At 65.3% G+C, this 25,826-nt stretch carries 21 protein-coding genes and 5 pseudogenes; 15 read left to right on the forward strand and 11 right to left on the reverse strand.

Annotated elements, in window-relative coordinates:
* Positions 1–11: 11 nt before the first annotated feature.
* Positions 12–722 (forward strand): rRNA pseudouridine synthase, encoded by a 711-nt coding sequence (locus ACGI6K_RS14515; RefSeq protein WP_376942783.1) that lies wholly within the window; start codon positions 12–14, stop codon positions 720–722.
* A gap of 37 nt (positions 723–759) precedes the next feature.
* Here the strand turns inward: ACGI6K_RS14515 and ACGI6K_RS14520 are convergent, their stop codons facing one another.
* Positions 760–1,524, reverse strand: coding sequence for an SDR family NAD(P)-dependent oxidoreductase (locus tag ACGI6K_RS14520; protein ID WP_377968743.1), 765 nt, complete (start codon positions 1,522–1,524; stop codon positions 760–762).
* A gap of 142 nt (positions 1,525–1,666) precedes the next feature.
* Here ACGI6K_RS14520 and ACGI6K_RS14525 point away from each other — a divergent pair, with 142 nt between their 5' ends.
* Both ACGI6K_RS14525 and ACGI6K_RS14530 read left to right on the forward strand, forming a co-directional pair.
* A complete protein-coding gene (locus tag ACGI6K_RS14525) occupies positions 1,667–2,431 on the forward strand; it encodes a Mut7-C RNAse domain-containing protein (RefSeq protein WP_376946415.1) in 765 nt (254 codons plus the stop codon).
* A gap of 72 nt (positions 2,432–2,503) precedes the next feature.
* The gene (locus ACGI6K_RS14530; protein WP_376946417.1) at positions 2,504–3,526 is read left to right on the forward strand and encodes a patatin-like phospholipase family protein; all 1,023 of its coding nucleotides are present in this window, start codon (positions 2,504–2,506) and stop codon (positions 3,524–3,526) included.
* Positions 3,527–3,550: 24 nt separating this feature from the next.
* Here the strand turns inward: ACGI6K_RS14530 and ACGI6K_RS14535 are convergent, their stop codons facing one another.
* The 3 genes from ACGI6K_RS14535 to ACGI6K_RS14545 all read right to left on the reverse strand — a co-directional run bounded on the left by ACGI6K_RS14535 (position 3,551) and on the right by ACGI6K_RS14545 (position 5,210).
* The gene (locus ACGI6K_RS14535) at positions 3,551–4,366 is read right to left on the reverse strand and encodes a substrate-binding periplasmic protein (protein ID WP_376946419.1); all 816 of its coding nucleotides are present in this window, start codon (positions 4,364–4,366) and stop codon (positions 3,551–3,553) included.
* 414 nt (positions 4,367–4,780) lie between these two features.
* A complete protein-coding gene (locus ACGI6K_RS14540; RefSeq protein ID WP_376946421.1) occupies positions 4,781–4,918 on the reverse strand; it encodes a hypothetical protein in 138 nt (45 codons plus the stop codon).
* A 139-nt stretch (positions 4,919–5,057) separates the two neighbouring features.
* Positions 5,058–5,210 carry a hypothetical protein gene (locus tag ACGI6K_RS14545; RefSeq protein ID WP_376946423.1) on the reverse strand — a complete coding sequence of 51 codons (153 nt, stop codon included), beginning with the start codon at positions 5,208–5,210 and terminating at the stop codon, positions 5,058–5,060.
* A gap of 304 nt (positions 5,211–5,514) precedes the next feature.
* Between ACGI6K_RS14545 and ACGI6K_RS14550 the strand changes: the two are divergent.
* From ACGI6K_RS14550 to ACGI6K_RS14585, 8 genes and pseudogenes are all read left to right on the forward strand, one after another.
* Positions 5,515–6,525 (forward strand): annotated as a pseudogene (locus ACGI6K_RS14550) (zinc-dependent alcohol dehydrogenase family protein).
* 30 nt (positions 6,526–6,555) lie between these two features.
* On the forward strand, positions 6,556–7,554 hold the full coding sequence (locus ACGI6K_RS14555; RefSeq protein WP_376946425.1) for a dihydroorotate dehydrogenase-like protein: 999 nt from the start codon (positions 6,556–6,558) through the stop codon (positions 7,552–7,554).
* A gap of 178 nt (positions 7,555–7,732) precedes the next feature.
* Positions 7,733–8,734, forward strand: a pseudogene (locus ACGI6K_RS14560) (HlyD family secretion protein).
* A 29-nt stretch (positions 8,735–8,763) separates the two neighbouring features.
* A pseudogene (locus ACGI6K_RS14565) lies at positions 8,764–8,984 on the forward strand (ATP-binding cassette domain-containing protein); the annotation flags it as partial.
* Positions 8,985–9,709: 725 nt separating this feature from the next.
* On the forward strand, positions 9,710–9,877 hold the full coding sequence (locus ACGI6K_RS14570) for a hypothetical protein (protein WP_394542952.1): 168 nt from the start codon (positions 9,710–9,712) through the stop codon (positions 9,875–9,877).
* A 10-nt stretch (positions 9,878–9,887) separates the two neighbouring features.
* Positions 9,888–10,283 (forward strand): annotated as a pseudogene (locus ACGI6K_RS14575) (ATP-binding cassette domain-containing protein); the annotation flags it as partial.
* 220 nt (positions 10,284–10,503) lie between these two features.
* Positions 10,504–10,920 carry an SRPBCC family protein gene (locus ACGI6K_RS14580; protein ID WP_376946427.1) on the forward strand — a complete coding sequence of 139 codons (417 nt, stop codon included), beginning with the start codon at positions 10,504–10,506 and terminating at the stop codon, positions 10,918–10,920.
* Between the two features lie 130 nt (positions 10,921–11,050).
* Positions 11,051–11,840: pseudogene (locus tag ACGI6K_RS14585) on the forward strand (SDR family oxidoreductase).
* Positions 11,841–11,868: 28 nt separating this feature from the next.
* Here ACGI6K_RS14585 and ACGI6K_RS14590 read toward each other — a convergent pair.
* The gene (locus ACGI6K_RS14590; RefSeq protein ID WP_376946429.1) at positions 11,869–12,771 is read right to left on the reverse strand and encodes a LysR substrate-binding domain-containing protein; all 903 of its coding nucleotides are present in this window, start codon (positions 12,769–12,771) and stop codon (positions 11,869–11,871) included.
* A 1,127-nt stretch (positions 12,772–13,898) separates the two neighbouring features.
* Here ACGI6K_RS14590 and ACGI6K_RS14595 point away from each other — a divergent pair.
* Entirely contained in the window at positions 13,899–14,162 is a 264-nt protein-coding gene (locus ACGI6K_RS14595; protein WP_376946431.1) for a helix-turn-helix domain-containing protein, read from the forward strand.
* A 462-nt stretch (positions 14,163–14,624) separates the two neighbouring features.
* Positions 14,625–15,854: an MFS transporter gene (locus ACGI6K_RS14600; RefSeq protein ID WP_376946434.1), complete on the forward strand. Its 1,230-nt coding sequence runs from the start codon at positions 14,625–14,627 to the stop codon at positions 15,852–15,854.
* A gap of 66 nt (positions 15,855–15,920) precedes the next feature.
* Here ACGI6K_RS14600 and ACGI6K_RS14605 read toward each other — a convergent pair whose 3' ends face one another.
* Complete coding sequence (locus ACGI6K_RS14605; RefSeq protein WP_376946436.1) at positions 15,921–16,304, reverse strand: hypothetical protein; 384 nt, start codon at positions 16,302–16,304, stop codon at positions 15,921–15,923.
* A gap of 417 nt (positions 16,305–16,721) precedes the next feature.
* Positions 16,722–17,225: an SIMPL domain-containing protein gene (locus ACGI6K_RS14610; RefSeq protein WP_376946438.1), complete on the reverse strand. Its 504-nt coding sequence runs from the start codon at positions 17,223–17,225 to the stop codon at positions 16,722–16,724.
* A 127-nt stretch (positions 17,226–17,352) separates the two neighbouring features.
* Between ACGI6K_RS14610 and ACGI6K_RS14615 the strand changes: the two genes are divergently transcribed.
* Positions 17,353–17,721: a hypothetical protein gene (locus ACGI6K_RS14615; RefSeq protein ID WP_376946440.1), complete on the forward strand. Its 369-nt coding sequence runs from the start codon at positions 17,353–17,355 to the stop codon at positions 17,719–17,721.
* Positions 17,722–17,924: 203 nt separating this feature from the next.
* On the opposite strand, the gene ACGI6K_RS14620 is transcribed toward ACGI6K_RS14615, so the two are convergent.
* The 3 genes from ACGI6K_RS14620 to ACGI6K_RS14630 are packed head-to-tail and all read right to left on the reverse strand — an operon-like array spanning position 17,925 to position 19,709.
* Positions 17,925–18,047, reverse strand: a complete 123-nt coding sequence (locus ACGI6K_RS14620) for a hypothetical protein (protein ID WP_376946442.1) — start codon at positions 18,045–18,047, stop codon at positions 17,925–17,927.
* Positions 18,044–19,240: an MFS transporter gene (locus tag ACGI6K_RS14625; RefSeq protein WP_376946504.1), complete on the reverse strand. Its 1,197-nt coding sequence runs from the start codon at positions 19,238–19,240 to the stop codon at positions 18,044–18,046. Before ACGI6K_RS14625 ends, ACGI6K_RS14620 begins: the two co-directional genes overlap by 4 nt.
* Positions 19,241–19,295: 55 nt before the next feature.
* Positions 19,296–19,709 carry a MarR family winged helix-turn-helix transcriptional regulator gene (locus tag ACGI6K_RS14630; RefSeq protein WP_376946444.1) on the reverse strand — a complete coding sequence of 138 codons (414 nt, stop codon included), beginning with the start codon at positions 19,707–19,709 and terminating at the stop codon, positions 19,296–19,298.
* Between the two features lie 294 nt (positions 19,710–20,003).
* Between ACGI6K_RS14630 and ACGI6K_RS14635 the strand changes: the two genes are divergently transcribed.
* A complete protein-coding gene (locus ACGI6K_RS14635; protein ID WP_376946447.1) occupies positions 20,004–21,539 on the forward strand; it encodes a methyl-accepting chemotaxis protein in 1,536 nt (511 codons plus the stop codon).
* Positions 21,540–21,577: 38 nt separating this feature from the next.
* On the opposite strand, the gene hrpA is transcribed toward ACGI6K_RS14635, so the two are convergent.
* Positions 21,578–25,702: an ATP-dependent RNA helicase HrpA gene (gene hrpA, locus ACGI6K_RS14640; RefSeq protein WP_376946449.1), complete on the reverse strand. Its 4,125-nt coding sequence runs from the start codon at positions 25,700–25,702 to the stop codon at positions 21,578–21,580.
* Between the last annotated feature and the right edge of the window lie 124 nt (positions 25,703–25,826).

The raw sequence follows: 25,826 nt of genomic DNA on the forward strand, positions 1-25,826 counted from the left end.
GTACCTTCACCATGGCCGAACCCATCCGCCTCTCCAAACGCCTGATCGAGCTGTACCATTGCTCGCGCCGAGAGGCCGAGCTGTATATCGAGGGCGGCTGGGTCAACGTCGATGGACGGGTTGTCGAGGAGCCGCAGTTCAAGGTCGGCGACGAGGAAGTCGTCCTGCATCCGGATGCCGTGGCCGCGCCGATCGAGCCGGTGACCCTGCTGCTGCACAAACCGGCCGGCGAAACCCTCGAACAGTCACTCGCCCGCCTCGGGCCGGCGACGCGCGCGGAAAGCGACCACGACCCGCGGCGCCCGCTCTCCTGGCACTTTCGCAGGCTTACCGCACTGTTGCCGCTGGAACCCGCGGCCAGCGGCCTGCAAGTGTTCAGCCAGCAGCGTGGCGTGCTGCGCCGACTGGGCGAGGAAAGCGACGCACCGGAGCAGGAATTCGTCGTCGAGATCGATGGCGAGCCGGCCGCCGACGGTCTGGCCCGGCTCGGCCACGGTCTCGACCAGCAAGGCCGACCGCTGCCGCCGTGTAAGGTCAGCCGACAGAGTGAAAGGCACCTGCGCTTCGCCCTCAAGGCGCTGCAGGCCGGGCAGATTCAATACATGTGCCGCAGCCTCGGGCTCGAAGTGCTGGCCTTGCGGCGCATCCGCATCGGCCGCCTGGCGATGGCCGGGCTGCCGGTGGGACAATGGCGCTATCTGGGCGAACGCGAACGGTTCTGAGCCAGCGCGCCGCCATGCGCCATGCGACGTGCCTTTCTCATTGCGGGTCGCGATCGATGGCGAAAGGCGACCAGGCCTGGCGTACCGGCATGATTTCCAGGCGATTGATGTTGATGTGCGCCGGCAGGCTCGCCACGTAGAAGATCTGCTCGGCGATGTCCTCGGCGGTCAGCGGCGTGGTCCCGCGATACAGCCGGTCGGACGCGGCCTGGTCGCCCTTGGTGCGCACCAGGGTGAATTCGGTCTCGGCCATGCCCGGCGCGATGTCGGTGACCCGCACGCCGGTGCCCAGCAGGTCGCAGCGCAGGTTGTAGCCGAACTGCTCGACGAAGGCCTTGGTCGCGCCGTAGACGTGGCCGCCCGGATAGGGCCAGTGGCCGGCGACCGAACCGAGGTTGACGATGCTGGCGCCTTGGCCGCTGGCGATCAGGGTCGGCAGCAGCGCGTGGGTGACGTTGACCAGGCCGGTGACGTTGGTGTCGATCATGGTGTGCCAGTCCTCCAGCGCCACCTCCTGCGCCGGCTGCGGAGCCAGGGCCAGGCCGGCGTTGTTGATCAGCGCCCGAACCTGGCGGAAGCCCTCGGGCAGCGCCGCGACCACCTGGCGCACGGCCTCGGCGTCGCGCACGTCGAGCGCGGCGATGTGCACCAACACCTTGTCCTGGAGTTCTTCCTGCAGGACCTGCAGGCGCTCGAAGCGCCGGCCCGTCAGCACCAGCGACCAGCCGGCCTGAGCAAAACGGCGGGCGGCGGCGCGACCGAAGCCGGAGGTCGCCCCTGTGATGAAAACAACGTCGCTCATTCCTGAACCTCTTCGTTCTCGTGGAAAAACACCGGCCCCTGTCGGGATCGGCGGGGCTTGCGGGCGAAGCCGAGCACTTGGCGATCTTACCTGCTTGTCGGCGGATCCGCGCCGGCGCGTTCCCGCCTGCCATACTGTCGCCATGGTCAGCGTCACTTTCCGCTTCTACGAGGAACTCAACGATTTCCTTTCGTCCGAGCGGCGGCGGCAGACCTTTGCCTACGACTGCGCGCGGGCGGCGACGGTCAAGCACATGATCGAGGCGCTCGGCGTACCGCACACCGAAGTGGAACTGGTGCTGCTCAACGGCGAGTCGGTGGACTTCTCCCGGCCGCTGCACGACGGCGACCGGGTGGCAGTCTATCCCCGCTTCGAGGCGCTGGACATCGGTCTGCTGCTCAAGGTGCGCGACCATCCACTCAGAGAGCTGCGCTTCATCGCCGACGCCCACCTGGGCGGACTGGCCAACCTGCTGCGCATGTGCGGCTTCGACACTCTTTACGACAACCACTACGAAGATCGCCAGATCGCCGCCATCGCCGCCGAGCAGCGGCGCATCGTGCTGAGCCGCGACCGCGAACTGCTCAAGCGGCGGATCGTTACCCATGGCTGTTACCTGCATGCCCTGAAACCGGCCCTGCAGTTGCACGAACTCTTCGAGCGGCTGGATCTTGCGGGCAGTGCGCGGCCGTTCAGCCGCTGCCTGCACTGCAACCTGCCGCTGCACGAGGTCGCCGTGGAACAGGCCCGGCCGCGACTGCCGCCGCGCATCGCCGCCCTCTACTCGCGCTTTTTCGGCTGCGATGCCTGCCAGCGACTTTACTGGGAAGGCTCCCACTGGCGCAGCATGCGCGCACTGCTTGCCCCTCTGCTGGACGACCACCCGACCGACCGGGGCTCCACTTGAACCACCATCGGTGCAAGAAGCGCTTTTTGCCTGTCTGAAGCACAGACCCTTTCCAAGCACGGGGAATCATCCATGTTCTTTCGTTCGCGCGACAAGCGTCCGACCCTGAGCCTTGCCCTGCAGGGCGGCGGTGCCCACGGCGCCTTCACCTGGGGCGTGCTGGACGCGCTGCTGGAGGACGGCCGGCTCGATTTCGCGGGCATTAGCGGTACCAGTGCCGGCGCGATGAACGCAACCATGCTGGCCCATGGCCTGCTGCAAGGCGGTCGCGACGGCGCGCGGGAGGCGCTGGCCGGCTTCTGGCAGGCGGTGGCCAGCAGCGCTCCGCTGCTCAATGCCGGCGCCAACATCCGCAGCGGCCATCCGGCGACCGGCCTCAAGCTGATGCTCTACTGGGCCCAGATGCTGTCGCCGCGCCAGCTCAATCCGCTGAACGTCAATCCATTGCGCGATATCCTCGCCTCGCTGGTCGATTTCGAACGTCTGCGCACGGATTGCCCGCTCAAGCTGTTCATCGCCGCGACCAATGCCAGCACCGGCCGCCTGCGGCTATTCGGCAGCCACGAGCTGAGCGTGGACTGCGTGCTAGCCTCGGCCTGCCTGCCGACCTTCCACCATACCGTGGAAATCGACGGCATACCCTACTGGGACGGCGCCTTCTCGGCGAATCCGGCGGTGTTTCCGCTGGTCTACGAATGCGATGCGAGCGACATCCTGCTCGTCCTGCTCAGTCCCATGAGCCATGGGAAGACGCCGCGGAGCGCCGAGGAAATCCGCCGCCGTGCGCAGGAACTGGCGTTCAAGTCCACCTTCCTGCGCGAGATGCACAGCTTCGCCCAGGCCCGTGCGCACGCCGTCCGCACGGTGCTGCCCCTGAACAAGCTGGAACGGCGGCTGACCCGGACCCACCTGCACATGATCGCCGACGACGCGCTGATGGGCCGGCTCGCCGCGGAATCGAAGATGACCACTAGCCAGCCCTTTCTGGAAATGCTCCGCGACCAGGGCCGGTTACGAGCCCATGACTGGCTCGAAAGCCATTACCGGGCAATCGGCAGGCGTTCCTCGGTGGATATCGCCGCCGTATTCCTCTGAGCCGCCGGGATTCCGGCATGGCCCCTACGGCGTGGCGCTCCTCTTGCGGGCGGCCCACTTGAGCGCGGAGGGCGCCAGCTTCAGTTGGTAGCGCTGGAAGATGGCGGCGACCGTACCGTCGGCGATCAGCACCTGCAGCCCTCGCTCGAAGGCCTCGAACTTTTCCGGAGAGACCTGTTCTCGGGAGAAGGCGATGGCGTAGCCCACCTTTTTGAACAGGCCGGCTTCGCGGACATTGCTCAGCTTGTGCTCCTCGATCAGACGGCGGGCGATGGTCGGGTTCATGATCACTATGCCATCGTCGAAGCGCCCCGCATCGAGCTTGCGCATCAGGCGCAGGTTGTCGAACTCCAGGTGGATACGCGCCGACGGGATTTTCTGCAGGCGCTGCAGGACCACGCTGGCCGTTCCCGAGGGCCCCAGAATGTAGAAGTCGCGCTGCTCGCCGTTCTCCAGCGGCCAGCCCTGCAGGGGATTGGAGCTATGGACATAGAGACGGAGGCTGGAGTCGATCAGCACCGGACTGAAGCGCAGATCGACCGCTAGTTCGTAGGTGGGAATGACGGCGAAGACGGCATCGGTCTGCCCCTGCTCGAGCATCGCCAGAGAGCGCCGCCAGGGCACCAGGCCGATCGGGCAATCGTAGTGGATATGGGCGCAGACCGCCTGCACCGTTTCGACGAAGGGCCCCTTGGCGACCAGAGGGGTTGCACCGTTGGAAGTGTCCCGGGAGGAAAAGTCGAAAGACAGAAACTCGCCGGTCACGAAGCGCAGCTCCATGCCCTTGGCCGACCAAGTTAGCAGCAATGCCCAGACCATCAGCAATATACGTATCGACATCGATTGACTACCCACCACAGGCCGCAGACAGGGAGTCCGCTTTTTGCGCGCGCAAAAAAAGAGGCGAGGATAACCTCGCCTACTCTTCAGTCCTTTTTTTCTTTTTTCCATGGCTCATCGTCCTGATGATTCGCCGTCCTGCGAAATCCATGGTCATCGTCCGCAACAACCCGCGTCACTCCATCGACATGGACACGATATTAGCTGCGTCCCGGGCGGAACAAGGAGCCAAAACCCGCTCTGCGGGCAACCATCTGACCTACATATCCCGTAGGGAATGGCTTACACAGCACCAGACAATCGGGCCGCTTTCAGCCACGGCTGGCCACGAAACGCCTGCCCCGGATCGATGGCGAACACAGTCCCGGCCCCAGCGGGAGCGATCGGAGACGGGCCGCCACGGCATCGACGCGTTCAGCCCGGCACCCGGCGCGGCGCGGCCTTCCTCTTCGCCTCGGCGGCCCGCGGCCGCGTCAGATGCTCGACATAAAGGCCGGCCGCGAACAGGGCCGCGCCGGCAAGCGCGAGAAGAAACAAGGTGTCTACTGACATGCAATGCCCTCCGTGGCACTTATGGCGGTGAACGGCTCCATTGACCGGGCCTGGCGGGCAACCCGGGCGGAGCCGCTTCTCCATTTGGCGTCCCGCGTCGTCGCCCGTTCATCCGGCCCAGGGCTCGCAAAACAGAAGTTCAAAAAAGCATTCCCAGAAAAGCGGTGCCGTACACCAGAAGCATCCCTACTTCCAGGCAGCGGGTGAAAACGTCTTCATGACTGCCGCGCTTGCCCGCTTTATCCTTTTCTTTTTCCTCAAAGCAAGGATCGCACTCCTTGATCTGCCGCATGCACAAGTTCCTCCTTCTTCTTATAGCTTCCTAGCCGGCGGCCAGCCGAGCTACAGAGGCCCCTCCGGTGCATCCTTGTGAAGCACACCGGACAAAAGAGGAACGACCATCGGCCTACCCTACCTCTCACGCTATTAAGTAAGGTTAGGCATCGCGCAACGGTCAAGGCCGGCACGCAAAAACAGTTCCGCCATGGCTGCCTACCCGAGCGGATGGGTTCCGCATCGTGCGCCGGAATCTAGACTGCCCAGCGACAGCACCGCGCCGTCGCGAACAGTGCGAATCCAACCGGTGAGGAAAGACCATGAGCATCTGCACCCTGCGCATACAACCCGGCGGCGGCTTCGAGCGCGTCACCCTGGAAACCGGCGAGCCGGTCGGTCCGAAGGCCGGCGAGATCGTTGTGCGCATCCGTGCCAATTCGCTCAACTACCATGACTACCTGGTGGTCAGCGGCGCCTGGGGGCCGGCCGAGCCGCGCATCCCCCTGTCGGACGGCACCGGCGAAGTCCTCGCGGTGGGTAGCGGGGTCGACGAATTCAAGCCGGGCGACCGGGTGGTCAGTACCTTCTTCCCCACCTGGCTGGACGGCGTGCCCGAATTCGAAGGTTTCACCACCGTACCGGGCGACGGCGTCGACGGTTTCGCCCGCGAACAAGCGACCCTGCCAGCGACCGCCTTCACCTACGCGCCGCAGGGCTGGAGCCACGCCGAGGCGGCGACCTTGACCACCGCCGGGCTGACCGCTCGGCGCACGCAGATGGCCGACGGCGCCGTCAAGCCCGGCGAGACCGTGCTGGCGCAGGGCAGCGGCGGGATCTCGGTGTTCGCCCTGCAGTTCGCCAAGCGGGTTGGAGCGACGGTCATCGCCACCTCCTCCAGCGGCGACAAGCTCGCCCGTCTCGAAGCCCTGGGCGCGGACCATCTGATCAACTACCGCAAGGAGCCGCAATGAAGCGACAGGGTGAGACGCTTGCTCAACGGGCGCGGCGTCGACCATGTCATCGAGGTGGGCGTGCCGGCTACGCTGGAACGATCGATGATCGGCGCGTGCATCGGCGGGCATATCGCGGTGATCGTCATCCTCTCCGGACTCTCGGCCCACCTGCCGCTGGCCACGGCGCTGACCCGGCAGTTGCGCCTGCAGGGTTTGATCGTCGGCAGCCGTCACCAGCAGAAGGACATGATCTGCGCCATCGAAGCGACGGGCACGCGGCCGGTCATCGACCGCCATTTTCCCCTGACGGAAATGGTCGAAGCCTTCCGGCACGAAGAAAGCGGACAGCATTTCGGGAAGATCCGCCTGGATATCTGAGGAGAGGCCATTGACCCTGGGAGACACGCCTTGAACTTGACCACCACCTATCTGGGCCTGACCCTGCGCAACCCGCTGATCGCTTCGGCCTCACCGCAGAACGCCGAACTCGATCACCTGCACCGGCTGGACGACGCCGGAATCGGTGCGGTCGTGCTGCCCTCGGTGTTCCAGGAACAACTGGAGGCCGGCGCCAATGATTACGCCAGCATCGGCGCGGCCTGCAGCGATGTACCGGCGTTTCTCCCGCCGGTCGAGGGCGGTCCCTACGGGATGATTCCGGAGAGCCACCTGGCGCTGATCATGCGCGCCAAGGCGGAGCTCTCGGTACCGGTCATCGCCAGCCTCAACGGCGCCTCGGCCAACCATTGGACGCACTACGCCGCCCTGCTGGAGGAGGCCGGCGCCGACGCCCTGGAACTCAACCTGTATTTCGTGCCGGTCGATCCGCTGGAGCCCGGCACGGCGGTCGAGCAGCGTTACCTCGAAGCGCTGGCCGCCGTACGCCGGGCGGTGAAGATCCCGGTAGCGGTGAAGATGCCGCCCTACTTCAGCGCCATCGGCAACATGGCCAGCCGTCTACTGGAGGGCGGCGCCGACGGCTTGGTGATCTTCAACCGCTACCTGCAGCCGGACATCGACCTGCAGCGCCTGCAATTGATCAGTACCCTGGAACTGAGTAACCCCGGGGAAATGCGTCTGCCGCTGCTGTGGATCGCCTTGCTGGCCGGGCGGGTCAAGGGCTCGCTAGCCGCCTCCGGCGGCGTGGAGGACGTCGAACAGGTGGTGAAGTACCTGCTGGCCGGTGCCGATACGGTGATGACCACCGCCGCCATCCTGCGCCATGGCCCCGCGCACGTGCGCACCCTGCTCTGCGGACTGGAGGCCTGGCTGCGGAGCCGGCGCGTCCAGTCGCTGGAACAAATTCGCGGGCAAATGAGCTTGGCGCGGCAGCAAAAGCGCGACAACTACATGCGCGCCAATTACATGCGCCTGCTGGAAAGCTACCGCGATCCGCGCGCGGATTGACTCTCGCCCGAGGCACGAACCGGTGCGGCAGGGCAGCCCGAGCCCTGGCCCAGGTCAATTAGGAGGCGAACCGGCCTATCGCTATACTCGCCACAGAAACGCTAGCCGTCCGGCCTTCCAGGCGCCTCCCTCGCAGTCAGGAATCCGCACCTCGAAACAGGAAGTCAAGAAACCTCTCATCCGAAGCCTGGCGGCCACCGCGCTGCTGACCGGTCTGGCCGGCCTGGCTGGAGTTGCGCTCGATTGGCCTCCGCGAGGGATTCGCCAGCGGCAACGGACGCATCGAGGCGACCGAGGTCGACGTGGCAACCAAGCTCTCCGGCCGCATCGCCGAGATCCACGTCGACGAAGGCGACTTCGTGCAACCCGGCCAGATCCTGGTCCGCATGGACACCCAGGTCCTGGAGGCCCAGTTGGGCGAAGCCAAGGCCCAGGTGAGCAAGGCCGAGAACGCCATCCTGACCGCCCGCGCGCGGGTCGCCCAGCGCCGCAGCAAGCATGCCGCCGCCGAATCCGTGGTGCGCCAGCGCCAGGCCGAACTGGTCGCGGCTGAAAAGCACTTCCAGCGCACCGATATCCTGGTCAAGCGCAACGCCATGTCGCGCCAGCGACTCGACGACGAGCGTGCCAACATGCTCAGCGCCCAGGCGGCGCTGGCGACGGCGCGCGCCCAGGTGCTTTCGGCCAAGGCCACGATCAAGGTAGCCGAATCCGAGGTGATCGAGGCCGAGTCCCCCCTGAAGGCCGCCAGGGCGACGGTGCGGCGCCTGCAGGCATATCGACGACAGCTAGTTGAAGACCTACCGAGTGGCCCGCGTGCAATACCGCGTAGCCGAGCCAGGCGAAGTGCTCGCCACCGGCGGCAAGGTGCTCAACCTGATCGACCTGACCGACGTCTACATGACCTTCTTCCTGCCTACCCGCGAAGCCGGCCGAGTGGTCAGCAATGCCCACCTGACAGTGGACGCCGCCCCGCACTGCGTGATCGGCCAGGATCGGCTACGTCACCAGCGTCGCCCCGTTCACGCCCAAGACCGTCGAGACCGAAACCGAGCGGGAAAAACCGATGTTCCGCCTCAAGGCACGGATCGATCCGCAACTCCTGGAAAGACACCTCGAACAGGTCAAGACCGGCCGGCCCGGCCGGGCCTACGTGAAGCCCGACCCGGCGCTCGAATGACCCGCTCACCTTCAGGTCAACCTGGTCCCATGAGCGGCGCCGCCCAACTGGCCGGGTTCACCCTGCGCTATGGCCGGACCCGCGTTCCGGACCGGCTCGACCTGGAAATACCCGCCAACCACATGGTGGGCCTGATCGGCCCGGACGGCGTCGGCAAGTCCAGCCTGCTGGCGCTGATCTTTGGGCGCGGCGCATCCAGCAGGGCAGTATCCGGGTGCTGGACGGCGACATGGCCGACGCCGCCCACCGCCACCAGGGCAATCGCATGAAGCGCTCGCCTGATACCAGACTGGAAAGATTGTGTGATCCTTGGCATGGCTGCTTGCCGAGTAGCCGGAAAGTCCCCGTTTTGCCCCCCGGCCGAGTCACTTTTTCTTGCCTGGCCAAGAAAAAGTAACCCAAAAGAAGGCCACCCTTTCATCCGGCCCTGCGCTTCGCTCCGGGTTCCCTCCCTGCATCGCCGCTCCAGGGGCTCGCCGCGAAGGGCCATCCATGCCATGGCCCATCGCGGCTCTCGCGGCATCCTTGCCGCTCGACCCCTTCCACGACGATTCCGCTCGGCCTCCTAAAGGGGGCATCCGGCGCGGCCTGACAGGTCGTGCCGCAAGAGCGAAAGCGCTTTCAGGCAACCCGGAGCCCGACTCCCGTTCAGAAGGCCAAGCGCAGGCGTCGCGTGGAGGGGCGAGCTGCGGGGAGGCGGCGAGAGTCGTACGAGGGGCATGGATGCCCCTTGTGCGACGACCCTCGGAGCGACACCGGAGCGAGGGAACCCCGGCGTAGCCGGGGCCGAATGACCGGGCGCGTTTTCTCTTTGGTTACTTTCTCTTGGCGCGCGCAAAGAGAAAGTGACTCGGCCGGGGGGCCGAAACAGGAAGTATCCAGCCCCTCGGCAAGCAGCCGATGCACCGGATTTGAAGACCAGGCCGGAACGACCAGGCACACAATCTTTCCAGTCCGGTATCGGAAAGACATTTCATGCGATTGCCCTGCCACCGCCGCCGAGTTTGTCCGCGCATCGCTTACATGCTCCAAGATCTGGGCAAGAACCTCTACCCGACGCTGACCGTGCCCGAGAACTTGGAGTTCTTCGGCCGCCTGTTCGGCCAGGACCGGGCGGAGCGCGACGCACACACGCCGACCTGACCCGCAGCACCAGCCGATGGACCCGAAGGACATCGACACGCGCCGGCGGATGGGCTACATGTCCCAGGCGTTCTCCCTCTACGGCGAACTGACGGTCTTGCAAAACCTGGAGCTGCACGCCCGCCTGTTCCACCTCCTTGATGCGCAGCGCGCGCCGCGCCTTGGCGAAATACTCAACCGCTTCGACCTGCGCCAGGTCGGCGACAGCCTGCCCGAACAACTGCTGCTGGGCATGCGCCAGCGCCTCTCGCTGGCCGTGGCGGTGCTGCACAACCCGGAAATCCTGATCCTCGACGAACCCACCACCGGCGTCGATCCGCTCGCGCGAGACAACTTCTGGGAACTACTGATCCAGTTGTCGCGCCGGGACGGGGTGACCATCTTCATCTCCACCCACTTCATGAATTTCGAGGGAGGTCATAGGATCGTCCTGTACCGGCGAATGAGGCTTCCGGCAACAGGGCTAGCCGGGTGGCTGCACACTCTACTGCTTGCTTGCGGCGGGACTTAAGGAAATTACTGTCGCAGCCGCGGTCTGAACACGGCGCGCCGGCTTTCTCGCCGCTGCGCCGTAACGATAGTGCCGAAGCTGGAAGACTCCAGCGGACCACCAAGGAACCGAAAACATGATCGAAGTAAGCGTCTCCGTAAACATCGCCCGCCCGGCCGAAGAGGTCTGGTCAATCCTCGGCGGATTCGATTTCCTGCCGCGCTGGGTCGGAGCGATCGCCAGCAGCCGGCTCGAGGACGGCGGCCGCCTGCGCCGCCTGGAGACGGTCGACGGCGAAATCGTTGTCGAGCGCCTGCTGGAGTTCAGCGAAAGCGAACGGCAATACAGTTACGCCTTGCTCGAAAGTCCCTTTCCCGTGTCCGAATACGTCGGCCAGGTGGCGGTCCACGACGAAGGCGACGGTAAGTCGCGAGCGGTCTGGTCCAGCCGCTTCCGCAACCAGGGCGTCGATGCGCTGGAAATCGCCGCGGACTTCGAGAGCTTCTACCATGCCGGTCTGGAGCACCTGAAGGCGCTGGTCGAGGGACAATAGCCGGGCCATCCCAGAAGTCCGGGTGCCGCCTGCCGGGTGCGCGGCTCGGAACCGGGGGAGCGGGAAAACGGATTGCATGGCGGTAATCCGTACCGACCGCCACTCCATGAGCCGATAGAGGAAAACCGACATGGATCTGGGAGTCGCCGGACGTTGGCCACTGGTCTGCGCCGCCAGCAAGGGACTCAGCAAGGGTTGCGCGACGGCCCTGGCATGGGAAGGGGTGAGCCTGGTCGTCAATGCCCGCGGCAGTGAGGCGCTGGAGGCGAAGGCGGCGGAATTGCGCGCCTTGCACCCGGCGATCGAGGTGCACAGCGTGGTCGGCGACATCGCCCGCGACGAAGTGCGCCGGGCCGCCCTCGACGCCTGTCCGCAGGTCGACATCCTGGTCAACAACGCCGGCGGACCGCCACCGGGCGATTTTCGCGACTGGAGCCGCGAAGACTGGCTGCGGGCCGTGGAGGCCAACATGCTCACGCTGATCGAGCTGATCCGAGCCACGGTGGACAGCATGGCCGCACGCGGCTTCGGCCGGGTGGTGAACATCACCTCGGCGGCGGTGAAGGCGCCGATCGATATCCTCGGCCTCTCCAACGGCGCGCGCAGCGGCCTGACCAGCTTCGTCGCCGGCCTGGCCCGCCAGCCGCGCCTGTCCGGGCGCAACGTGACGATCAACAACCTGCTGCCCGGAGCCTTCGACACCGAGCGCCTGCGCCAGACCCTGGACAACGCCGCTAGGGCCACGGCGCAGACGCCCGAGGCCGTCGGCGAACGGCGCCGCCAAGGCATCCCGGCCGGCCGCTTCGGCTGCGCCGACGAGTTCGGCGCCTTCTGCGCCTTCCTCACGCAGCATCCATGCCGGCTACATGACCGGGCAGAACCTGCTGCTCGACGGCGGCAACTATCCCGGCACTTTCTAAATCCCGCCGGCAAAAGCGCCGGCCGCGCTCAAGAGTGTTTCATGAACGCCTGCAGACGCGGCACCATGAAGTCGAGGAACACCCGTACCCGCTGAGGCGGATGCCGCCCGCCCGGGTAGAGGGCATGGACCTCCTCGCAATCGTGGCCGCTCTCGGCGAGCACCTCGACCAGCCGCCCGGCGGCGATGTCGTGGTCGACATGGAAATCGGCCAGCCGGGCGATACCGGCCCCGGCGATGGCCAGGCGGCGCACCGTCTCGCCGTTGTTGGCCAACAGGTTGCCGCGCACCATGCGGTCGACGATGCGCCCACCCTGGCGCAGCGGCCAGACCGGGCTGGCGCGGCGGAAATTGAAGCCCAGGCAGTTGTGCCGGTCGAGGTCCTCGATGCGGGCCGGCAGCCCATGCCGCTCCAGATAGGTCGGCGCGGCGACCATGCGCCGCCGGGCAATGCCGATCTTGCGCGCGCGCAATGTCGAATCGGCCAGGGCACCGACGCGAAAGGCGATATCGGTGCGCTCCAGATAGAGATCGACGAGATCGTCGGACAGCGACAGGTCCACCAGGATATCCGGATGGGCCTCCCAGAAGGCCGGCAGCAGCGGTTCGATGCCCCAGGTGCCGAAGCCCACCGAAGCATTCACCCGTACAGTGCCGCGCGCATGGTTCGCCCCCCTAGCGAGCGCCTGCTCAATGTCGTCCAGCTCGGCGAGCAGCGCCTGGCTGCGTTCGTAGTACAGGCGGCCCTCGTCCGTCAGCCCCAGGTGGCGCGTGGAACGCTCGAACAGGCGCACCCCGAGCCGCTGCTCGATGCGCAGGACCAGCTTGCTGATGGTTGAAGGGCTGGTCAGCAATTGGCGGGCGGCCTCGGAAAAGCTGCCGGTTTCCACCACCCGGACGAATACCTGCATCTCGCCGGCCCGGTTGTCCATGGCGCCTCGCCTTCGTCGATTCACGAAAGGCGAAACGGTAGCACAGAACGCGCGGTGGCCCAGATGGGAAGAGTCATGGCAGCAGGGCAATCGCATGAAATGTCTTTCCGATACCGGACTGGAAAGATTGTGTGAGCCTTGGCATGGCTGCTTGCCGAGTAGCCGGACAGTCCCCGTTTCGGCCCCCCGGCCGAGTCACTTTTTCTTGCCTGGCCAAGAAAAAGTAACCCAAAAGAAGGCCACCCCCTCATCCGGCCCTGCGCTTCGCTCCGGGTTCCCTCCCTACATCGCCGCTCCAGGGGCTCGCCGCGAAGGGCCATCCATAGCCCATCGCGGCTCTCGCGGCGTCCTTGCCGCTCGACCCCTTCCACGACGATTCCGCTCGGCCTCCTGAAGGGGGCATTCGGCGTTGCCTGACAAGCCGTGCCGCAAGAGCGAAAGCGCTTTCAGGCAACCCGGAGCCCGACTCCCGTTCAGAAGGCCGAGCGCAGGCGTCGCGTAGAGGGGCGAGCCGCGGGAAGGCGGCGAGAGTCGTACGAGGGGGCATGGATGCCCCTTGTGCGACGACCCTCGCAGCAGCGCCGGAGCGAGGGAACCCCGGCGTAGCCGGGGCCGAATGACCGGGCGCGCTTTCTCTTTGGTTACTTTCTCTTTGCGCGCGCAAAGAGAAAGTGACTCGGCCGGGGGGCCGAAACAGGGACTGCCCGGCCCCTCGGCAAGCAGCCGATGCACCGGATTTGAAGACCAGGCCGGAACGACCAGGCACACAATCTTTCCAGTCTGGTATCAGGCGAGTACTTCATGCGATTGCCCTGGTCATGGCAGGACGAGCACTTCCCCTCTTCCTTTTCCATCTCCCCGCTCCTCTCCCACACGCGGGGGAGGTAGCGAACGACCGCCCCGCTCCTTCGTGCGCTTGCCCTAAGTTTCGTTGTCCGGCGGCAGCGTCGGGTCGGGTAGGCCGTCTCTCGGGCGTATCGCAGATGACGATGGCGGCAAACTTCGCCGGATCGATCTCGATGGCCGGCGTGCCGATGCGATCATCGTCCCGGACCAGGGGAATCGGCCGGCGATCCGCCGGGACGTGGATGTCGTGCAGCCCTTCCAGCAGCGGATTACAGCCGAGGTTGAGCTGGACGATCACCCGCTTGGCGGCCAAGGCCAGGCTGACCGAACGCACTCTGCGCCGCCGGCTCAGCGCCGAAGGCAGCCGCTTCCAGAGCATCAAGGACGGCATGCGCCGCGACATGGCCATCCACTACCTGACCCAGCCTTCCATGCCGATCAGCCAGGTCGCCCGGCAGTTGGGCTTTTCCGAGCCGTCCGCGTTCACCCGAGCGTTCAAGCAGTGGACTGGCGAGTTACCCAAGATCTACCGGGACGCGGCCTGAAAAATGTAATTTTTTGCGTCAAGAATTCTCGGTGAACGCCTCTTTGGCCGGTACGGAACGACGGTCCCGCCGTCGGAAAGGCGGATAAATAATTTATTCCAAAATAGTTTGTCATTGCCATGGAGTAACCCAACGCAAGGACTACCCGATTCGGGGCTCCCCGGAGGCACTCGCGCCCCTGTGATCCATACTCGCCACCTGTCGGGCTCCCCGCCGCTTTGCCCGAAAGTCGCCGAAGGCACGGCTGGCGCCGCCTCCAGAGTCATTTTCGCCATCTGCCCGGGAATGCGGGCACGCCCTGCGCGAACCACCGGCCACGGCCAGGCCCGACAAACCGGCCATCTCTCTGAAAGCGCGTCCTTGAGCGACTACAGTGGTTTTCTCAAGTCGTCGATACGGGAATAATGAAAAGGCTTTCTTCCCTTCCCAGCCTTGCGATCCCACTTTTTATTCGAGGTTCACATGACCGAGCACGCTCGAGCAGGTACGCCGCAGCTTTCCGCTCGCGCAATCCTATTGATCGAACTGGCCCTGGCGATGGGCGGTTTCGGTATTGGCACCGGCGAGTTCACCATCATGGGCCTGATGCCGAACGTGGCCCAGGATCTGAACATCAGTGAACCCCAGGTCGGGCATGTGATCAGCACCTACGCCCTGGGCGTGGTGGTCGGCGCGCCGCTGCTGGCGATCCTCGGCGCCCGCCTGCCACGCCGCATTCTGCTGATGCTGCTGATGCTGTTCTTCGCCACCGGCAACTTCGCCAGCGCCCTGGCACCGGATTATCACGCCCTGATGCTTTATCGTTTCATCGCCGGCCTGCCCCACGGCGCCTACTTCGGCGTCGCTTCGCTGGTGGCCGCCTCCATGGCATCGCCGGACAAACGCGCCAACGCGGTCAGCCGGGTGATGACGGGCCTGACCGTTGCCATTCTGGTCGGCAACCCGCTGGCCACCTGGCTCGGTCAATGGCTGAGCTGGCGCAGCGCCTTCGCCCTGGTCGGCGCCATCGCCCTGCTCACCGTGGCCCTGGTGTTCATCTACCTGCCGGTGAGCCGTCATGAGGAAACCAGCAACCCGATACGCGAACTTCGCGCCTTCAACCAACCCCAGGTGTGGCTAGCGCTGGCCATCAGCGCGATCGGTTTCGCCGGCATGTTCTGCGTGTTCAGCTACCTGGCGCCGACCCTGCTGGAAGTGACCGGGGTGCACGAAAACTGGATTCCGTTCGGCCTGGCCGCCTTCGGCCTCGGTACCATCGTCGGCAACATCGCCGGCGGCTGGCTGTTCGACCGGCTGAAATTCAAGTCCGTCGCCTTGGTACTATCGTGGAGCACCGCGGTGCTGCTGCTCTTTCCGATGTCGGTCCACTCGCTCTGGACCATCCTGCCGGCGATCTTCGCCGTGGGCACCATGGTCGCCCTGTCGCCGCCGCTGCAGACCCACCTAATGGATGTGGCCACCGAGGCGCAGACCCTGGCCGCCGCCTCCAACCACGCCGCCTTCAACATCGCCAACGCCCTCGGCCCCTGGCTCGGCGGCCTGGCCATCGGCGCCGGCCTCGGCTGGAGCGTCACCGGCTATGTCGGCGCGGTCACCGCGATCCTCGGCCTGCTGATCTTCTTCCAGGCCTGGAAGCTGCAGGGCATCCCGGCGCGAAGCGCGCCGGCCGGGCGGGCCGCGACGGAACACTGACCCGCTCCCGCGTGCCTGGGCAGCCGAGGGGCGCCTGGGCATCCCCGGCGCACTTCGTTGCCCGCCCTACCTCGTCAAGACCGCGGCCGCGTGCCCAGGCTCGGCTTCGAACTGGATGCCCGCCCCGATCAACGGATCGACCTGACTGGCCACCCGCGCCAGCGCATCGACTCGTTTCGTCTTCACCAGCACCCGGCCCTGGCCATCGAAACGTATTCCCGTCTTCCGCAGCGCAGCCTCGTGCCCCTGCGGCAGCGGAGCCTGTAGCGGATAAACCTCGATCTCGTAGGGCCGAAAGCCCTTCTCGTGCAGGAAGACCACGATCCGGTCGCGATCCAGTTTCAGATTCCGTTTCACTTCGTCGAACTTGTCGCTGCTGCGCCGAAAGGCCAGCGTCCAGACCACGGAGCCACCCGCCACGTCCAGGTCGGTGAGTTCATCCACCGTCACCGCAGTGTCTCCTGTACGAAGGCTTCCCACGCCCTGCCCCATCGCCCAACCGGAAAAGACCAGGGCACTACCGACGATCAGCGCCGGAGCCCATCCAGTACATACACGGGCGCCACGGCCATCTCCCCGAAAACGCCCGAACGGGCCGGAACCCGTTGTCATCAACCCCTTCATTTTCAATCATCCGAATAATTGCGTCTTGATAGCACCGGCAGCATTATACAAGCGAAGAAAATAAAAGTTCACCCAAGCGGAAACGGCCTTAGTTGTGCGGGAAACCGGCGATTTAGAGCGGACCATCGAGGCACGGGGAATTGCGCCGCGAAGCGGCGGGCCGAATGGAAAGTGCGCAGGGCGAGAAAACCAGTCCGCGCGCCCATCGCCCGGACAGCCGAAACCGCCCGACGACGCCCGGCCTCAGCGCCTCAAAGCTGCCGCCGGCGCGGGCCTCGGCTCGGATTCGAACTGGATGCCCGCCGCGATCAGCGGATCGATCTGGCCGGCCACCCGCAGTACCGTATCGACCCGCGTGGTCTTCACCAGCACCCGGCCCTGGCCGTTGAAATGCTGTCCCGCCTGCTGCGACGAGGCTTCGCGGCCCGGCAGATCCTCGACCTGCAGTGGATGGACCTCGATCTCGTCGGCCCTGAAGCCCTTCTCGCGCAAAAAGATCACGATCCGGTCGCGATCCAGTTTCAGACTCCGTCGCACCTCGGCGAGCTTGTCGCTATCTCGCCGAAAGGCCAGTGTCCAGACCGCGAAATCGTTCTTCACATCCAGGTTGGTGAGTCCATTCACCGTCACCGTACGGTCCGCCGCGCGAAAACCTTCCACTCCCTGCCCCACCGCCCAACCGGAAAAGACCAGGGCACTACCGATGATCAAGGCAGGAATCCATCCAGTACGTATTGTGCTGTCCATGGCTATCCTCCCGGGGGGGTTTTCCGAACAGGCTAGTCCATGCCAGGCGGGCAGCGGAACGCTTGTCGCGGGCTTTGGCGCTGGATTATGGTGCAGCACCCCGCTTTCCTACGGACGGCACCTTCCCATGCCCATTCCCGCCCCACGGCCCGGCCACTATGCCCTCGGCGGCATGCTGGCGAGCATCCTGCTCAACCTGCTGCTGCGCACCTTCGTCAAGGTCGGCGGCCTGCTCGCCACCCTGCTGATCGCCGGCCTGATCGCCGCCGGCATGGCTCTGGTCTTCGTCTGGCGAAACCACCGCGCGCCCTGGCCCGAAGAGCGCCGGCGCATCGTCCTGTACTACGGCCTGGGCCTCGGCGTGCTCTATATCGGCCTGCTGAGCATGATGGAGCAGCAGTACGAACACAGCCCGGTCGGGCTGATGCTGTTCGGCCTGCACTACGCCTGCTATCCAGCTCTGGCCTGGATGGCGCTGGGACGGCTCGGAAGGTAGAAACGATGATGGACGAGCGGCACGCTGGCCGGCCGGGACGCGGCGTGCCGGAGCGCGGGAGCGGACTCATCGGCGATGAAGATCGCCCCCGGCCGGGAGCATCGCGAGCAAGTTCGCTCAGCGGATACGGACGGAAAGCCATGCGACGGAAGGTAGTCCCGGCTATCGGAAAGCAGTGGGCCGAAGGAGCGATCCTCCTTGCCTCAGCAAACACCCATCCCCAACTGCAACAGGGCCAGCCCGCCCTGTCGCCAGCCCCACCAGGCGAGGAGCGCCAACAGGCCGAGCAATACGCCGGCCGCCAGACGCACCAACCAGCCGCTCATCCCGCTTCGGCCGCGCGTAGGCGCGCCACCGGCTGTTCGCGTACCGGCCAGTTGAGCAGCGCGGCCACCAGACTGAGGGCGATGGAGATCTGCCAGACCAGTTCGTAGCTGCCCGTACGGTCGTAGAGCCAGCCGCCCAGCCAGCCGCCGAGAAAGGCGCCGAGCTGATGGAAGAGGAACACGATGCCGCCGAGCATCGACAGGTTGCGCACGCCGAACAGAGTCGCCACGATGCCGTTGGTCAAGGGCACCGTGGACAGCCACAACAGACCCATAGCCATGCCGAAGGCATAGGCGCTCCACTCGCTGAGCGGCAGGTAGACGAAGGCGAGGATCACCACGGCGCGCAGTAGATAGAGCGCACTCAGCAGCGGCGGCTTGGCATAGCGCCCGCCGAGCCAGCCGGCGAGATAAGTGCCGAACACATTGAACAGCCCCACCAGCGCCAGCACCGTGGTGCCGATTTGGGCCGGTAGGTGCCGGTCCACCAGATAGGCCGGCAGGTGCACGCCGATGAACACCACCTGGAAGCCACAGACGAAGAAACCCAGCGCCAGCAGCCAGAATCCGCCGTGACCGGCCGCCTCGCGCAACGCCTCGCCCAGGCTCTGTTCATGAGTCTGCGGCGGCTGCGGGCGATCCTTCAGCAATCCCACCAGCGGCACGATCAGAGCGACCAGCAGCCCGAGCGCCAGCAGTGCCGACGACCAGCCGAGCCAGCCGATCAGGCCGAGGGTGCCGGGCAGCATGGCGAATTGGCCGAAGGAACCGGCGGCCGCGGCGATGCCCATCGCCATGCTGCGTTTCTCCGCCGGCGCGGCACGCCCGACCACGCCGAGGATCACCGAGAAAGAGGTGCCGGACAGACCGATGCCAATCAGCAGGCCCGCGCTCAGCGATAGTGTCCAGAGCGAATCGGCCAGCGCCATCAGCACCAGCCCCAGCGCATAGAGCAGCCCGCCGACGACCACTGCCCGCGCCGCGCCGTAGCGGTCGGCCAGTGCCCCGGTGAAGGGCTGCGTCAGTCCCCAGATCAGGTTCTGCAGGGCGATGGCGAAGGCGAACACCTCCCGGCCCCAGCCAAACTCGCCGCTCATCGGCGCCAGGAACAGGCCGAAGCCATGGCGCACGCCCAGCGACAAGGCCAGGATCAGCGAAGCACCCAGCAGGACCCAGCCACTGGTGCGCCACATCGTCGAAGTCATGAACTATCCTTTACGGGTATATACCCGCTTATTCGTGAAAAAATCAGCCGAGGCTTTCCAGTTCGTCCAGCAGCGCCATCAAGGCGTTGCGCTTTTGCGCTCCGAGGCGCTGCCCGAGCCGCTCCTGCACCTGCTCCCAGGCAGGTCTCGCCGCGTCGAGGCAAGCCCTGCCCGCGGCGGTCAGAGATACCAGCCGGTTACGCTGATCCTCGCCGCCCTGCAGCGCCAACAGCCCCTTGCCCTCCAGCACTCGCAGATTGCGTCCGAGAGTGCTGCGATCCAGCCCCATCGCCTCGGCCAGTTCCGTGATGCTCGGCTGCCGCAGCCGTTCGAGGTTGCGCAGCAACGCATATTGCGCGGCATTCAGCCCGACGCCGGCGAGGGCATCGTCGTACAGCCGGTTCACGCTACGCGTGGCCCGGCGGAGTTTGGTGCAGAGGCAGGGAGTGGGAAGCATGGGGTAGGGGTATATACCCGGAGATGATGGGGCGTCAATCTTTGGGAAGCATCAGTCGATTGTTATGGCGACAATTTTACCGGTCCGGATTTTTCCAAAACCTATTACGCCCGCCGCCGAGCCATAAGCAGCAATCCTCTGTTGTGCCATCCATAAGCTGTTGTTACGCAGAGGACTGTGACGATCAGGCTAAATTTTCAGCGCCTCTGACCGATAATCTTACGAAGCGGCAGTGAATCGTTTCAGCACCGTCGGCTGGGGGTACAGGCTGTTCTTTCCATACAAGGATCCAACATGTCAATAAGGCGCTTTTCCCTCATTGTTTTCAGCTTGTTATTATTTATTTTTCTTGCCGGTACCGTATCGAACATCTGGTTTCTCACCCGTAGTAACCAGTCTCTCGATAACGTGAATAAAGAGATCCGCGTGGTGCTCTCGGTCATCGACCCCATCAACCACAGCCGCACCATGCGCGTGCGCGCCATGGAGGCCATGCAGAGCCAGACTCAGGGCGATGCACAAAAAGCGCAGCAATCACGCGAGACCGCCAAAGCGGTGCTGGTGAAAGCTGACGCGGCGTTTGCGCAATATCTGGAAGCACCAAAACAGCCCGGTGAAGCCGCGCTGGCCGATACCTACCGTCATACCTGGCAGGCCTATCTCGAGCAGGGTTTGCGTCCGCTGCTGGATGCCGTCGCGCAAAACGACAGCGCGCGCTATTACGCCCTGGTGACAACGGCGGTGCCGCAACTGGATCGCCAGTTTGAACAGGCGCTCGACGCCCTGCTGGAGTTTCGTGAAGCCTACGCCCACACCCTTAATCAGGACGCGCAGGACGGCTTTGTCTCAAGCCTGACAGCCACCGCCCTCTTCGCGCTGGTGTTCTTGCTGCTTATCGCCGCCGTGTTTGTGCTGCTTAAACGCCGGGTGCTCAACTCGCTGGACGCCGCCAAAGCCCACTGCAATAAGATTGCAGCCGGCCAGTTGCACACGCCTGTCATCTCTAGCGTAAAAGATGAAATTGGCGAAATGATGCACTCGTTGGAGCGGATGCGCCTGTCGCTTTCCACCATCATCGGCCAGGTGCGGGAATCGAGCGAAGCGGTGGCGCATGCATCGGAAGAAATCGCCGCCGGGAACACCGATCTTTCCGCGCGTACCGAAGAGCAGGCCGCGTCGCTCGGTGAAACCGCCGCCAGCATGGAGCAGATCACCTCAATGGTGAAACACACCTCCGAAAACGCCCATCAGGCCAACAGCCTCGCCAACACCATGCGCGGCGCAGTCCAGGAAGGCGACAATATCGTCAATGACGTTATCGTTTCCATGCGCAATATCGAATCGAGCTCCGGAAAAATCGAGAACATTATCAAAATTATTGAAGATATTGCCTTCCAGACCAATATTCTGGCCCTGAACGCCGCCGTGGAAGCCGCGCGCGCTGGAGAACAAGGGCGCGGTTTCGCGGTGGTGGCAAGCGAAGTGCGCAACCTGGCACAGCACTCGTCAGTCGCGGCGAAAGAGATTAAAGAGCTGATTGAGCAGACCGGTGAGCAGGTCACTCAGGGCAGCGAACTGGTGGGCAGCGCGGGTGAAAGCATGAAGCGGATCATCACCGCCATTAAGCAGGTGTCGGATCTGATGGCGGGAATCGCCCTTTCCATTAACGAACAGAGCCACGGCATTGAGCAGATTAACCAGGCGGTAGCGCAGATGGACTCCGTCACTCAGCAAAACGCCGCGCTGGTGGAACAGGCCTCCGCCGCGGCACATTCGCTTAAAGAGCAGTCGCAACTGCTGCACCAGTCCGTGGCGGTGTTCAAGCTCTGAAATTCCCCTCTTCCGCCCGGAAGAGGGGTCCTCCGCCTCTATGCATCAACTAGGCACCATTGCTTTGCCAACCGCTTATCGGACACCGGTATCTTCGTCCCCAACTGCTGCGCGAACAGCGACACCCGGTATTCCTCCAGCATCCAGCGGTACAGGGTCAGGTTGGGGTCGCGCTTGCCTTCCTGGGCGTGCTTGGCGGCTCTCGCCCGGTACTGTTCCCAGAGACCGGTGAGTTCGCCGCTCCAGACGCGGTCGCGCTGGAGCTGGCCGCCGACCTTGTCGAGGCGCTGCTCGATGGCCTTGAGGTAGCGGGGATACTCGCGCAGCCACTCGGCGGGCGTGTCGCGGACGAAGCCAGGGAAGACGAGCCGGGCGAGCTGGGCCTTGATGTCGTTGAGGGCGACGGCCTGGGCCAGGTCGATGCGCCCCTTGAAACGCTTCTGCAGGTCGTGGCGCAGCTTGAGGATGTCCAGCACCAGCTTCGCCAGGCGGCCGGCCTGTTCGGCCCAGCCATTGCGCTTGCGCTCGGCCAGCGCGGCCAGCGCGGCACCGTCGCGGGGCAGTTGCGGCTCGCCATCGAGGATGCTGGCGTCAAGGCTGGCCAGGAGAATGTCCTCGACCAAGGCGTCCGGCTTGCCCATGTCGCGGTACAGCAGGCTGAGCTCGGTGAGTCCCGGTAGCTTGCCGCGCAACTGCTTGGCCGGTCCGGCCAATTGCTGCAGGAGCAGGCGTTGCAGGGCGCGGCGGTGCTGGAAGTCGGCCTCGGCCTGGGTCGGGAAGCGGTTCTCCTTCACCGTGCCGGCCTCTTCCACCAGTGCCGGGAACACGGTCATGGAGAGGCCGGCGATTTTCTGCTGGGTCTTTTCCGCCAGCGGGGCGAAGCCTTTGGCCTCGACCGGCGCGGCATCGGCCTTGCGTTGCGGGATGGCCAAGGCCGCCTGGCTGGCCTTGGCGAAGCGGGCGGTCAGTTCGGCCAGGTCGCGGCCCTCGCCGAGGAACTTGCCGTGCGCATCGACTACCTCAATGTTCATCTTCAGGTGATTTTCGAGCTGGACGGAGGCCTCCATCCAGGCCTCCTCGGGCACGCGGGCGCCGGTCATGCGCGTGAGCTCGCGGCCCAGCGCTTCGGGCAAGGCGCCTTCGGCGAAGGCCATCTTGGCCAGCGCGGCCTTGACGAAGTCCGGTACCGGCACGAAGTTCTTGCGGATCGCCTTGGGCAGGTTGCGCACCAAGGCCACGCACTTGGCCTCCAGGAGGCCCGGCACCAGCCAGTCGAGACGTTCGGCCGGCAATTGCGGCAACAGCGGCGCCGGCACGCGGACGGTCACCCCGTCGCGGGGATGGCCTGGCTCGAAATGATAGGTCAGCGGCAATTGCAGCTCGCCGAGGCGTAGGCTGTCGGGGTATTGCACGGCGGTAACCTCACTGGCGTCGCGGGCCAGCACGTCCTCCTCGCGCATCATCAGAAGCTGCGGGTCCTTCGCGCTCTCGCGTCGGTACCAGTTGTCGAAACTTGCAGTCTGGCAGATGTCCGCCGGCAAGCGCGCCTCGTAGTAGGCGAACAGGGTTTCCTCGTCGGCGAGGATGTCGCGCCGGCGCGCCTTGGCCTCCAGCTCGTCGAGCAGCTCCAGCAGTTCGCGGTTGGCGCTCAGGCACCTGGCGCGGCTGGCGATCTCGCCGCGCACCAGCCCCTCGCGGATGAACAGCTCGCGGGAAACCTGCGGATCGACTGGCCCGTAGTGCACCGGACGGCGACCGACCACGATCAGCCCGTAGAGAGTGATCTGCTCGAAGGCGACGACCTGGCCGCGCTTCTTCTCCCAATGCGGTTCGAAATGGTTCTTCTTGAGCAGATGGCCGGCCAGCGGCTCGATCCAGTCCGGCTCGATTTTCGCCACCATGCGCGCGAACAGCTTGGTGGTCTCGACCAGTTCGGCGGCCATCACCCAGACCGGCTTCTTGCGGCCGATCACGCTGGAGGGGTGAATCCAGAAACGCCGCTGGCGGGCGCCGAGGTAGTCCCCCTCCTCGGTCTTCTGGCCGATCTGGCTGAGCAGGCCGGAGAGGATAGCCTTGTGCACGGCGGAGTAGTTCCTGGCCTTCTGCGCAGCCTCGCTGGCCTCGACCTGCTGGCGCACGACGGCGTTGACCTTGTTGTCGGTGGTCGGGGCGGGCACTTCGCTGGACAAGGCTTCGCCGTTGTCCATCCTACGGCCCTGTTTGGTGGAAAAGCCTTCGGCGTTTTCCACCCTACGGGAGTCGGATTTTGCGTAAGGTGGATGGCCGGAGCCATCCACCGCTTGGCCCATGCCGAGCTTGAGTTCACGCACGATCAGCGCGAGCTGGCGGTGGGCGTCGCGCCATTCGCGCAGGCGCAGGTAGTTGAGGAAATTCTTCCGGCACCACGTACGCAGGGCATTGGAGCCCAGCGCCTGGCGCTGCTCCTCGAAGCCGCGCCAGAGGTTGATCAGCGCGGCGAAGTCGGAATCCGGGTCCTTCCACTGGGCATGGGCCTGGTCGGCGGCCTGCTGGCGTTCCATCGGACGCTCACGCACGTCCTGCACGGACAGCGCGCTGGCGACGATCAGTACCTCTTCCAGGCTGCCCAGGCGGGCGGCCTCCAGCAGCATGCGGCCCAGGCGCGGGTCCACCGGCAGGCGCGCCAGTTGACGACCGAGCAAAGTGAGTTGGCCTTCGCGGGTGACCGCGGACAGCTCCTGCAGCAAGTTGAAGCCGTCGCTGATCGCCTTGCCGTCCGGCGGCTCGATGAAGGGAAAATCCTCGATGCTGCCCAGGCGCAGGTGGAGCATCTGCAGAATCACCGCGGCGAGGTTGGTGCGCAGGATTTCCGGATCGGTGAACGCCGGACGGGCGAGGAAATCCTCCTCGCTGTAAAGGCGCACGCAAATGCCCGGCTCCACCCGCCCGCAACGCCCCTTGCGCTGGTTGGCGCTGGCCTGGGAGATGGCTTCGACGGGCAGGCGCTGGACCTTGGCGCGGTAGCTGTAGCGGCTGATCCGCGCCGTGCCGCTATCGATCACGTAGCGGATGCCCGGCACGGTGAGCGAGGTTTCCGCTACGTTGGTCGCCAGGACGATCTTGCGCCCGGCCGCCGGGCGGAAGATCTTCTGCTGCTCGGCCGGGGTCAGGCGGGCGTAGAGCGGTAGGACCTCGGTGTGTTTCAAGTTGGCCTTGCGCAGTACCTCGGCGCAGTCGCGGATTTCGCGCTCGCCGGGCAAAAACACCAGCACGTCGCCGGGACGCTTGCCGACCGAGCGCTCGTGGGCGGCGATCTCGTCAAGGGCGGCGAGGATGCCCTGGTCGACGCTCAGGTCGTCCTCGACCCGATTGCCCTCCTCGTCCACCTCGGCGGCCAGTGGGCGGTACCAGGTTTCCACCGGGTAGGTGCGCCCGGACACCTCGACGATGGGCGCGCCATCGAAGTGCTTCGAGAAGCGCTCCAGGTCGATGGTCGCCGAAGTGATGATGACCTTGAGGTCGGGCCGGCGCGGCAACAGGGTCTTCAGGTAGCCAAGCAGGAAGTCGATGTTCAGGCTGCGCTCATGGGCCTCGTCGACGATTATGGTGTCGTAGCGCTCCAGGTAGCGATCGTGCTGGGTCTCGGCGAGCAGGATGCCATCGGTCATCAGCTTGATCAGGCTGCGCTCGTTGGATTGGTCCTCGAAGCGCACCTGATAGCCGACCAGCTCGCCCAGCGGCGAGCCGATCTCCTCCGCCACCCGGGTCGCCACGCTGCGCGCCGCCAGGCGCCGGGGCTGGGTGTGGCCGATCAGGCCGTGCGCACCGCGACCGATCTCCAGGCAGATCTTCGGCAACTGGGTGGTCTTGCCCGAACCGGTCTCGCCGGCGATCACCAGCACTTGATGTTTCTCAAGCGCCGCCTTGATCTCCTCGCGCTTGGCGGCGATGGGCAACTGGTCGTCGTAGTGCAGCGCCGGCACGCTGGTCCGCCGCGCCTCGACCCTGGCGCAGGAGGCCTGGAAGCGCTCCAGCCAGTGCGCCAGCCTCGCCTCGTCGGACTGTGGCGTCCCCGACTTCTTGCGCAGTTCGTGAAGTTGGCGGCGCAGCCGGTGACGATCGGCGATCAGGGCGTGGTCGAGGTTGTTCAGGAGAGAGTCGAAAGCGGGCATTGCGTCGGTCATGGACAGCCGTTGGCGATTCGCTGAAAAGCCGCGATTGTCGCAGATTTGGCCGGCGAGAGTCGTTCCAGGTTCGGCGGGAAAGGCGCCTTTCCCGCTACGCTGTTCACCGGGCGGACGACGCCGC

The organism is Azorhizophilus paspali (assembly GCF_043587585.2).
GTDB classification, from domain to species: Bacteria; Pseudomonadota; Gammaproteobacteria; order Pseudomonadales; family Pseudomonadaceae; genus Azotobacter; species Azotobacter paspali.

Bases quoted from the DNA above. Each gene is read 5' to 3' on its own strand.
- ACGI6K_RS14515 (WP_376942783.1), top strand. From the start codon at position 12: ATGGCCGAACCCATCCGCCTCTCCAAACGCCTGATCGAGCTGTACCAT.
- ACGI6K_RS14520 (WP_377968743.1), bottom strand. From the start codon at position 1,524: ATGAGCGACGTTGTTTTCATCACAGGGGCGACCTCCGGCTTCGGTCGC.
- ACGI6K_RS14525 (WP_376946415.1), top strand. From the start codon at position 1,667: ATGGTCAGCGTCACTTTCCGCTTCTACGAGGAACTCAACGATTTCCTT.
- ACGI6K_RS14530 (WP_376946417.1), top strand. From the start codon at position 2,504: ATGTTCTTTCGTTCGCGCGACAAGCGTCCGACCCTGAGCCTTGCCCTG.
- ACGI6K_RS14535 (WP_376946419.1), bottom strand. From the start codon at position 4,366: ATGTCGATACGTATATTGCTGATGGTCTGGGCATTGCTGCTAACTTGG.
- ACGI6K_RS14540 (WP_376946421.1), bottom strand. From the start codon at position 4,918: ATGTCAGTAGACACCTTGTTTCTTCTCGCGCTTGCCGGCGCGGCCCTG.
- ACGI6K_RS14545 (WP_376946423.1), bottom strand. From the start codon at position 5,210: ATGCGGCAGATCAAGGAGTGCGATCCTTGCTTTGAGGAAAAAGAAAAG.
- ACGI6K_RS14570 (WP_394542952.1), top strand. From the start codon at position 9,710: ATGCGATTGCCCTGCCACCGCCGCCGAGTTTGTCCGCGCATCGCTTAC.
- ACGI6K_RS14580 (WP_376946427.1), top strand. From the start codon at position 10,504: ATGATCGAAGTAAGCGTCTCCGTAAACATCGCCCGCCCGGCCGAAGAG.
- ACGI6K_RS14590 (WP_376946429.1), bottom strand. From the start codon at position 12,771: ATGGACAACCGGGCCGGCGAGATGCAGGTATTCGTCCGGGTGGTGGAA.
- ACGI6K_RS14600 (WP_376946434.1), top strand. From the start codon at position 14,625: ATGACCGAGCACGCTCGAGCAGGTACGCCGCAGCTTTCCGCTCGCGCA.
- ACGI6K_RS14610 (WP_376946438.1), bottom strand. From the start codon at position 17,225: ATGGACAGCACAATACGTACTGGATGGATTCCTGCCTTGATCATCGGT.
- ACGI6K_RS14615 (WP_376946440.1), top strand. From the start codon at position 17,353: ATGCCCATTCCCGCCCCACGGCCCGGCCACTATGCCCTCGGCGGCATG.
- ACGI6K_RS14620 (WP_376946442.1), bottom strand. From the start codon at position 18,047: ATGAGCGGCTGGTTGGTGCGTCTGGCGGCCGGCGTATTGCTCGGCCTG.
- ACGI6K_RS14625 (WP_376946504.1), bottom strand. From the start codon at position 19,240: ATGTGGCGCACCAGTGGCTGGGTCCTGCTGGGTGCTTCGCTGATCCTG.
- ACGI6K_RS14630 (WP_376946444.1), bottom strand. From the start codon at position 19,709: ATGCTTCCCACTCCCTGCCTCTGCACCAAACTCCGCCGGGCCACGCGT.
- ACGI6K_RS14635 (WP_376946447.1), top strand. From the start codon at position 20,004: ATGTCAATAAGGCGCTTTTCCCTCATTGTTTTCAGCTTGTTATTATTT.
- hrpA (WP_376946449.1), bottom strand. From the start codon at position 25,702: ATGACCGACGCAATGCCCGCTTTCGACTCTCTCCTGAACAACCTCGAC.